Source organism: Microcystis sp. M53598_WE2, from assembly GCF_030067735.1.
GTDB lineage: Bacteria > Cyanobacteriota > Cyanobacteriia > Cyanobacteriales > Microcystaceae > Microcystis > Microcystis aeruginosa.
The window spans coordinates 1-1,696 of the sequence record NZ_JASJFE010000803.1 but is presented as its reverse complement, the minus strand read 5'-3'; the positions used below and the strand labels follow the sequence as shown (position 1 = coordinate 1,696).

Sequence of the window (1,696 nt, the reverse complement as noted above, 5' to 3'; positions counted from 1 at the left end):
TGTTCAACGAGACAGCTTAGATTCTCAATGTCTCCACTGAAAACCCAGAGACCGGACTCTGCCAAGGCGTTTGGGTCGGTTTCTGTTTGCCCAACAGTACCGTTGAGATGATTTCCCAAATATTTCAACCCTTTTTTAAGAATGTTGATGGCTGCATTAGGTAAAAATCAGAGCTATCGCCCCTTAGATTGGCCGATCATGGCTATTTGCCACCGGTTCGGGGCTATCCTCGCCAATCCAAGCCCTAACTAACTCGTAGCAAAGACCGAGCAGAACTGGCCCGACGAATAAACCAATAATCCCGTAGGCGATCACTCCCCCGAACACCCCTAGCAGAATCACCACCATGGGAATGGGCAGACCGCGCCCCATTAAGATCGGTTTGAGGAAATTATCCACCAAGGTGGCGGGAATCATCCAGATGGTAAATAATAGGGCGATGGAATGGGGTAGTGTTACCCAAGCGTGAATCAGCGCCCCCAAGACAATCAAACCGGGGCCAATTTGGAGAATGCCCAAAATTAGGGTGAGGAGAGTTAATAAACCGGCCGCAGGCGTTCCCACCGTTACTAAACCGATGCCGATCAAAAGACTCTGGATAATAGCAACGCCAATAATACCGCGGCTAACATTGCGGACGGTAGAGGCGGTCAGACCGGCCAGCGCGATTCCTCGACCCGGGGCGATCTTTTCCGCTAACCGGTTCATCAGGTGAGTCAGATTTTTAGCGGAGAGGGTGAGGGCCGCCGCAATCAGAATCGAGGCGATAAATTTCAGCACCGTCAGACCGGTACTGGTGGCCAGAGAAAGGGAGATTTTTCCCAGTTCTTTTAATTGTGGCTCGAAGCGTTGAAGAAATTGACCTGTGTTATCGGATGCCTGCTGCCAGAGACTGGCAATCCTTTCGCCAATTAGCGGCCAGGTGGCCACATCGTCGGGGGGAGGGGGAATCAGCACCGCACCGGTATCGATATATTCGGCCATCGTTCGCAGATTACCCGCCAGAACCGCTGCAATGCCACTCACCGGACCGATAATAATCCCTAGACAAAGTAGGGTGAGGAGAACTGTGGCCAGTTTCGCCCGGCCAGCGAGTAACTTTTTTAACCAGAGAAAGAGCGGATACCAAGCGATCGCTAGAATTGCTCCCCAGAGGATCATGGTTAGGAAGGGACGCAGCAGGGTGAACCCAGCAAATAACAACAGGCCGAGAAAAAACAGCCGGATGACGAGATCGATAATTTTAGCGTCATTTTTCATCAATAGCGATCGCCTTTTGGCTAGATGAGGACATTTCTGCAATTATGGCAGTTTTTCGTTATCGGTAGTGATTCGCTAGTAGTGGTGAGCCGTTTTGCTTATCTGGTCGGGATTGTGTAAAATATTTCCTAATCAAAATAATTGCCCGATAAATCTTGATAACTGATTCTTTCAGGGTAAATCTCCTGACAAATATCTTTTTTTTGGTCGGTGCAATGCTTACTTGCAATCGTCTTGATCGAGTAAAATCGACTAATTTAATCTGTTAACAAGGATGCCAGCAAATTTATTAGAAGTGCGGGGAGCCACCCGTCGATTTGGGGGATTAGTCGCCGTCGATGGGGTTTCCTTTCAGGTACAAAAAAACGAGATTTTTGGCTTAATTGGACCCAATGGGGCGGGAAAAACGACTTTATTTAATCTGATCACCGGTTTA

2 protein-coding genes and 1 pseudogene are annotated in these 1,696 nt (G+C 48.7%); 1 reads left to right on the top strand and 2 read right to left on the bottom strand.

What is annotated here, in order from left to right; translation table 11 throughout:
* Together PX636_RS16405 and PX636_RS16400 are read right to left on the bottom strand one after the other, a co-directional pair.
* Positions 1-158 (bottom strand): annotated as a pseudogene (locus tag PX636_RS16405) (RNA-guided endonuclease TnpB family protein); the annotation flags it as partial.
* Between the two features lie 25 nt (positions 159-183).
* Complete coding sequence (locus PX636_RS16400; RefSeq protein WP_288117862.1) at positions 184-1,260, bottom strand: AI-2E family transporter; 1,077 nt, start codon at positions 1,258-1,260, stop codon at positions 184-186.
* A 274-nt stretch (positions 1,261-1,534) separates the two neighbouring features.
* On the opposite strand from PX636_RS16400, the gene PX636_RS16395 reads away from it, so the two are divergent.
* Positions 1,535-1,696: ATP-binding cassette domain-containing protein (locus PX636_RS16395; protein ID WP_288117864.1), on the top strand; the 162-nt coding region annotated here is incomplete at its 3' end.

Excerpts from the sequence above, each read along its gene's own strand:
- PX636_RS16400 (WP_288117862.1), bottom strand. The coding sequence starts at position 1,260 with ATGAAAAATGACGCTAAAATTATCGATCTCGTCATCCGGCTGTTTTTT.